The sequence below is a fragment of the Peribacillus sp. AS_2 genome (assembly GCF_026891895.1).
GTDB lineage: Bacteria > Bacillota > Bacilli > Bacillales > DSM-1321 > Peribacillus > Peribacillus frigoritolerans.
Genome location: NZ_JAPTGA010000020.1, coordinates 58491 through 66416, shown reverse-complemented (window position 1 = coordinate 66416; position 7926 = coordinate 58491). Strand labels below are relative to the sequence as shown.

At 36.1% G+C, this 7926-nt stretch carries 4 protein-coding genes; 1 reads left to right on the top strand and 3 read right to left on the bottom strand.

Features of this window, described 5'->3' with window-relative positions; genetic code table 11:
* Nucleotides 1–21: 21 nt before the first annotated feature.
* From OTG27_RS24150 to OTG27_RS24140, 3 genes are all read right to left on the bottom strand, one after another.
* On the bottom strand, nt 22–279 hold the full coding sequence (locus tag OTG27_RS24150; protein WP_268938377.1) for a 5'-nucleosidase: 258 nt from the start codon (nt 277–279) through the stop codon (nt 22–24).
* A 405-nt stretch (nt 280–684) separates the two neighbouring features.
* The gene (locus OTG27_RS24145; protein ID WP_268938376.1) at nt 685–1932 is read right to left on the bottom strand and encodes a helix-turn-helix domain-containing protein; all 1248 of its coding nucleotides are present in this window, start codon (nt 1930–1932) and stop codon (nt 685–687) included.
* 284 nt (nt 1933–2216) lie between these two features.
* Complete coding sequence (locus tag OTG27_RS24140; protein ID WP_268938375.1) at nt 2217–6299, bottom strand: S8 family serine peptidase; 4083 nt, start codon at nt 6297–6299, stop codon at nt 2217–2219.
* A 575-nt stretch (nt 6300–6874) separates the two neighbouring features.
* Here OTG27_RS24140 and OTG27_RS24135 point away from each other — a divergent pair.
* Nucleotides 6875–7870 carry a hypothetical protein gene (locus OTG27_RS24135; protein WP_098865479.1) on the top strand — a complete coding sequence of 332 codons (996 nt, stop codon included), beginning with the start codon at nt 6875–6877 and terminating at the stop codon, nt 7868–7870.
* Nucleotides 7871–7926 lie beyond the last annotated feature (56 nt).

Genomic DNA, 7926 nt, shown 5'->3' with positions numbered 1-7926 from the left:
CTATTGGCGGCCTTTTAGGATTTAAACTAACTCTAAGATTTCTTTGAAATTATTCACTACATAATCTGCTTGTTTTAATTCATCTCCTTGAGCAAAGTCAAAGTTCACACCAACGGCAATAAGTTCATTATCCTTAGCAGCGGATATATCTGAAGACCGGTGTCCGACAACATAACCTTTTCCAATTTGATTTTTATTTTTCATCATTTGCACTAAATCTGATTTATGTCCAGATCTAATTGGTTGGTTACTATATGTATTTTGAATAAATCTATCCAAATTATAAGTTTCTACAATTGCTTTTAAATATTCTGTCTGTCCATTACTGACAATAAATAAGGGATACTTTTTACTTAGCTCATTGGCTCCTTAGAGCCCAACCGTTTGTCAGACTCCGACGCCCATGGTGTACCACGACTTTCGCGCCCTTTTATTGAATATCACTATTTATCTTTTAATTATCTAATACAAAGCATCTATGTAATAAAATGGAATTCAGTTGTTTGACTAAATATCACTAGGCAAGGTAGCCGAATTGTTGATAGTTATCATACTTTAAGTTGATGGACTTATCAGTTTTACATTTTTTCTTTTCGATATTTTTCATTTAAACTTTTAATTGCTTTCCAATTTTAATTCTTCTTTGATTGACTATTTTTTCACGCTGACTTTCAGCTTCAATCCTTATTCATGATCATAGTAGCTCTTTCTGCCTTGTATGTAAGAATTGGCAAGGTCCAATGCTTTTTGGACGGCACCAATTCGGTTATAGAAGTGGAAGAGTTTTTTTTCGTAGTGTTCAATTAACATGGTGAAGCCCATATTTCTAAAAAAAGGAAGGGCTGTAGTCTCAATAAAATGATAGTAATCGTCCTCTTCATGATTAAGCTGATAAAGGTGTAATTCAAAAAAAATCCAGTTATACGATTTTGTCGATTTTGCTATTCTAAGGCCTTTATGTGCTAATTCCAATAAAGTCTCGTTTGAAAGTAGTTTTCCTTTATAACAAGTATTAATATAACCATCTAATGCAGTTAAATAATGAGGAACCTTTTCATCCATTAGTTTCATGGCTTCTTTGTATAGTTCGGATGCTTCTTTGTATTTTTTTCTTCTGTAAAGTTCAAATGCAAGATTATTGAGGAGCTTTGATTTACGGTCTATTTCATTAATGGTATCACAGGTACGTATTAATTGTTCGTAACGTTCTTTCGTCTCTTCAAAATCATGAAGCTCCTTTGCATTTAATTGTAATAACATGATTGTCTCTGTATCAATTATTCGGATGACATTTAACGTTTTTTGAAAATAGTCAAGAACTTTCTCTGCATAATAATACGATATTATATTAAAATGAATAAGGTGATAGGCTAGTGCCAAATGGTAATAATATTCAAATTGATTATATTGACTTTGATCGATCGATGTTAAAATTTGAATACAATCCCGATACTGTCCGTTGTGAAAGTAATACATACCTAGAACATGTTTTAACATATTGCGGTCTTGCGGAGAAAAAGATGTTTCACTTTTTTGCAGGTTTTGAATAATTAATAATGCTGTTTCTAACTGATAATCAGATAAATAATACCTTGCAGAGAGTAATTGATAGAAGACTTGAAAATCTGGCAATTGAATCAGTGTTTCTTTTTCGATTTCTTCTTTTAAAATTTCTGATTCTTTGCTTTGTTGCATAACGAACGTGTTGTGCCATAGCTTTAGTTTCTGTTGAAGATTATGATACCGCACAAATTCATCATCAAGACAGATATTCAATCTTTGGGATAATAAGTGGGTAATTTCCCCTGAGTATTCTGTTATCTCTCGTTCTATCTTACTAAGATGTGTAGCAGAACAAATTCCTTCACAAAGCTGCCCCTGAGTCAACCCCGCTTTTTCACGATAAAACTTGATAAGTTTCCCCTCAATCATAGCTTCACCTCTAGGTTGTAATTTTATCTAGTATATATAGAAAAAAATAAATATATAATCTATATATTCTAGTAAAATTAAGAAAAGCGCAAGACTACTTTAATACCATCCCTCTATTATTAGCTTTTCAATATTCACTTTTGTTTCCCATTTTTACGAATTCCCAATCTACCTCAATATTTTATTCTGAAGAAAATCCAAATAACGCAACCTTATTGGAATACTCTCTTTCTTTAAAAGTTAAAACACGATGAAGCTAAGCTTTCATCGTGTTTTTTTTATATTTATGGCTGAATTCCCAACTCAACTAAAATTGATTCCAATGTCTTACCTTTATACTTATTCTTTGGTTTTGGAGCATTATCGACATGCTCATTTTGCTTGAGATAGTTTGTTTGAACATATTTCATATCTTTGGCATCAACTATTCCATCAAAGGTGATATCCGCTGCACGCTTCTTTGTTTTCCATGCATTTTGAATTTCAATCGCATCTAGAACATCAATGACATGGTCTTGGTTTACATCACCTGCTGTAATATCAAGGGCAGGTATCCAGCGATTTTGACCGTATAACTCACCATTGTGCTCAAAACCAATACCGGAATTCAGTTTTTCTTTCGTGACAAAGTGGCCTGGCGCTTTCATTTCAATCGTGAAGGCATTTGTGCTTAACGGCAGCTTGTTGAATACATATTGTCCATCATTTTCTACCGTTGATGTCGCATCGAACTCTTTTCCTTCTGAATCAAAGATTTTCACTGTACCGCCAACCTTGCTCCAATCCCTTTTCTCTGTAACAGTACCATCTTCATTTTTAAATCCTTGCGGAGAGACATAACCTCTGGCCATTGAGAATTGCGGATTAACCTTCCAAATATAACCAGACTCTAACACACTGCTTGTCTGATTATTAGCATTCATTACGCTCACAGTCGGATTAATCGCTGCTCCAAGGGTATATTGATCATCCTGAACCTTTAACGTAACCTCAACGACTTTTGAATGGTCTAATGCTTTACTCTCTTCATTAAATTGGACAGTAACGACCTTGTCTTTAATCGTTAAAGAGGCTTTGTCCGAGAATTCGCTGTGAAGCTTGGCATCAACTAACTCTACGCTATCTAAACCTCTGTCATAGCCTCCGTCACCATTAAAGTTCCATTCCGCCTTTGATACTGCGTTTAGGTTATCTAATGAAAGTGTTGCTTTTACCGTATCGCCTGTTTTCACCTCATACTTTTCGCCAATAGCATATGCGACAGGTGTACCTTCTTTTACAAAGTAATATTGCTTTGTAGCAGGTTTGTTTCCTGCCATATCATATCCATTCATGCGAAATTGAAGTGCTGGGATGGATTCATCCAGGGCGATTTCTTCGACAAACTTTCCTTCTTTATCCATTGGAATTGGCGAAGAAGGGAAACCACCTTGACCCCAGTAATACACCATCGAGTTCGATGATTGATCGATATTTACGCCCAATTTCTTTAGTTCGTCAATGGTTGGATCTGTGATTTGAATGTCGAATGGATATGTTTTTTGACCTGGCTTATATTCAATAAATGGAGACTTTCCATCAAGTGAACTTTTGAAGCTCGGTGCATCGAGATCGATGAGCATATGCTGCGTTTCAGTTGTAACCTTCCCGGAAGTACCTGTACCAATGAATTTCAATTTGTAATGTCCCGGTTTTTTCACATAACTTGCTTCTTCCGAAATGGGCTGTTTTGAGTTTCCTGTAAACTCATAATAAGCTCCATTAAATGCATATAATCCATATTCTACATTGTCATAAGCGTAATCTAAATTTATTGTTCCGACCAACCCGAGGTCCTTTCCTGTTTTGCCATCTTGAAGAACGACATCCATTTTTTCCATTGGTGCACGAAGGTTAAAATCAGCAACTACAAATGGAGTACGCATAGGATCCCATGCCACTTGGTTTAAATGACCTGGGGAAAAGGCAGGATTTAGTAGCCCGACCTTATTAAACCCATCTTCCATTGTGCGGAAGCTGAAAGGAATCCGATACTGCTCTGATGAATTCGCATTGTTTGTTAATGTAATATATCCTTCGTAAATTCCATCCTTTGCTTTCTTAGGAATAAGCAAACGTGGTGTTACTTTTTTGAAGTCTTCACTTTTTACAGAGATTTTGCTTGGAATATCCAGCTCCACTCCATTTTCCTTCAAGCTGTTTGAACCATTCGATTCAGTTACAGATACATTGAAAGTTTTGTTTACTTTATCATGGTTTTCAATAGTGATTGATTTTTTCAGATTTAGTTTTTTATCTGCATAGTGAACATCAAAGCTGAGTCCGCCCGTCAATTCTTTTACCTTGATTAATTCCTCAGCACCTGGAACAAATGTTTTATCGTTAATTTTGAAGCTTGTTCCACTATACACAGCTTGGTATGGATCAACTCTTCCTGCTCCAACTTCAAATACACTGTAGTCTCCGTTGAGAGGATCTGCCGTATTCATTAGAACGGCTTTAATATCTTCCGGCTCTAATTGCGGATTCGCTTGAAGCATGAGTGCTGCAATCCCCGCTGTATGAGGAGTAGCCATAGATGTTCCAGAATATCTTGAATATGCATATTGATAGTTTTCTTGATGTTCAGCGTCCACCATATAAGAAGGGACTGTTGAAAGAACACTTACTCCCGGTGCCGTCAATTCTGGCTTCATATCGTATGTTTCTCTTGCCGGGCCTCTTGAGCTAAAGTCTGCTAAGTGGTCACCTTCTGTCTGTTTATCCGCGTATTTGGAGAAAGAAAAATTCGCTTCACCTGCTTGAATCTGTGCTTTAATGCTTTCTCCCGCTTCTTTTGTTAAAGAAAATGCAGGCACAAAGTCAACGGACTCTCCAAGATTGGCATTAATTTGCCCTTCCACATTGTTATAAAGAAGAACGGCGGCTGCTCCATTTTGTTTTGCATTGCTGATCTTTTCCGCTAAGGCGAATTCTCCGCGTTCCACAAGTGCAATTTTCCCTTTTACATCCTTGCCGGAATAATCAGAGCCATTTCCTAAACCGACATTCACTACCTCATAGGATTTCCCTTCCCATTCCTTTAAATGGTCTGAATAGTGGCGTCCCAAACTAACAAGCTCGATCGAATCTTTATTTCCGATTTTCCCATTGAAAGTAGAAACCGCCATCGGTACATCACTCGCCCCGACTGTCAAAGCAAGTGCTGCTGAGCCAGGTGAACCTAATGTATAATCATCTGATCCTGCATTTCCAGCTGCTACAACTGCTGTTACATCATTAAGGACAGCATAGTTAATGGCAGTACTGGTTGGATCATAAGGATCATTGATGTCCGATCCGAGGGAAAGGTTGATAACATCCATGCCATCGTTTACAGCTTTTTCTATACCTGCAATGACCCCTTCAGATGATCCTGATCCATATGGTCCAAGAACACGATAGGCATATAAATCCACATCAGGAGCCACACCTTTTACAGAAACCTCTGCATTCGTTCCTTGGCCAGCAATGGTACCTGCAACATGTGTTCCATGGGAAGTATAATAGGAAGAACCGGACCAGCTAAATTCTGGTTGCCCCGACGCTTGCCAATCCTTGTACGTTGCCTCCATTGGATCATTATCTTGATCAACTAAGTCGAAACCGCCCTTATAGGCATCTTTCAAATCAGGGTGGTTGTAATCAATCCCTGTATCAAGAACCCCAACTTTGATTCCTTTTCCTGTAATACCTTCATTGTGCAGCTGGTCAATTTTTAAATATGGAATACTTTCAACGGATGTACCAGGGGCTGATTTCTCTCCCATGGCAATCGGATCGACCTTAAATTCTACATTTTTATATACTGCTTTTACGACTTTGGATTGTAAGAGCTGCTCTACCTGATTAGCTGGCAGCTTCATAGCTACCCCGTTATAAACGGTCTTAAAGGTAGAAGTGATTTTATGACCTGTTTTCTTGCTTCTAAGATTAGTAGATGGAAGAATCGATTGAATGTCTTTATTAAACTGAGCATGTTCCTTTTCTACTTGATCATCCGCTTGTTTTTTTGAAAGCTTCCTTCCTTTTACATTCGCATCCAAGACTGCAACTTTTCCCGGCTTTGATTTGAACTGGACGATGACCGAGATTTCTTTATCCTTTTTTAACTCTTCCATTTTAAATCCTTGCAATCCGACATTATCTGTCATTTCAAGTTTATTTAACGCTTTTCGTTGTTCACTTGTCAACGAAGCCAAGACGTCTTCTGCCTTTATGTTAGCTGCATTTGCATAAGGAATGAAAGGCGTGTTTGCTGATGATAGCAGCAGGCCAGCTGACAGCGTAATCGCTGCTGTTCGTTTAATGAATGAATGAATTTTCATATCTTCCCTACTTTCTTAGTTAAATAGACTTACCCGAAAAAATACTCCTTTCTAAAAATTTAAAATATTCATACAATAATATTAATTGTCTTTCTATCGGATTGCTATTGGGTTAATTTTACAGGACTTTATACCTTCTTTCTCTTTTATATGTTCTGAAAAACCATTATTTTTGCGAAAATTAGTGAAAAAGACTTAAATTCATTTTTATATATTGGGGTTTTCTTATAGTAAAAAAAAGAAAATATGAAATGAATTCCATTGAAAGAGTTGAGGAGGGAAAGATCTATACTTAAGTTGCAGCAAAAAGGTTTATTCACGAAAATATCCAATTAAATTCCAATTGTTATTCTATTATCGACCCAATTGTTGAACAAACATCAAACAGCACTGTTGTACTAATAGAATAGGTTCGTTTCCCAAAGATTTTTTCGAACAGAATACATGCTTTTTCCATCTCTGATGCCTTATTCTTTTCTAAATACCAGTAACGTAAAATACAACAAATAAAGAAAGGGTATTGTGCATTTTCATTTGTTGAAATTGGACATCCCTTATAAAAAGGAGAAAATTAGATGTCTAAAAAAATATTAATTACTTTTTTATTAATGTTATTGATACTATCAGCTTGTGGCTCCAAAACACAAAATTCTACTACTGAGAGTGTTAATTCACAAGCTGAAACAGTTAAGAACGACGATAAAATATTTTTGAGCAAACATATTGATGATACAGGTGTTAAGGCGGCAATTAAACTAGGACATGGCCAAGTTCTTGATCAAACATTTTATGATAAAAAACATGACATAACAGTGCATTTTAACAGGGTGTTGACGGATGAAAAGGAAACAAAACTGTTACTGACCTATCAAAGTGAAAAAACAAATTTAAAAAAACATTATATCGACCTTTTTGAGGGTGTAAGTTCAATCTACTTGATTGTTGGAGATGAACGAAAGAAGTTAGACAATGTGGGATGGGGAAGTAATTATTACGATAGTAAAGAAAATAAGATGGCTGAAGCCTTATCCTTTGAATCAATCAAAAAATATGAAGGCCAAGACATTCGTTTAGAAATCGAAAATTTGACAATTTGGAATGACAGTGGGAGGGACAGTGTACAAACGACATGGCCATTCGATTTTAAACTCGATCAATCTGCCGTCTCAAAAAGAGAAACCGTAGAAATAAATAGAGAATTCACGTTTGAAAACGAAACATACAAGATTAAGCAGATAGAGTTTTCAGCATTTGAAACAAGAGTAGTTGTTACTGGATCTGACACAAAACTCCTAAAAAATGAAAGTGGAATGCAATACAGAGTAATGAGCAAATTAGAAGATAAATTTCTTAATGCAAGGAAAGTTGATAAAGAAGACGGTTATATCGTTGATGATAAAAAATCTGGTGTATTCTTGAAATCTGCTGGTGAAAAAGTTAATCCAGTTTTTAGTAAGGGTGAAGTAGAGGGCGCAGAGGACGAATATATTATGATTTTTGCTCCGGTTAAGGATCGCCAAGATAGTATTCTTGAAGTTGGTGATGATATTAAAATACCATTAACTAAATAAGCACTGAGAAAGGGTCTTCGATTTGAAGATCCTTTTTTCAATGCTTATGTTAACTA

What these genes read in the sequence shown, in the direction of transcription:
- OTG27_RS24145 (WP_268938376.1), bottom strand. Translation starts at nt 1,932, where the DNA reads ATGATTGAGGGGAAACTTATCAAGTTTTATCGTGAAAAAGCGGGGTTG.
- OTG27_RS24140 (WP_268938375.1), bottom strand. Translation starts at nt 6,299, where the DNA reads ATGAAAATTCATTCATTCATTAAACGAACAGCAGCGATTACGCTGTCA.
- OTG27_RS24135 (WP_098865479.1), top strand. Translation starts at nt 6,875, where the DNA reads ATGTCTAAAAAAATATTAATTACTTTTTTATTAATGTTATTGATACTA.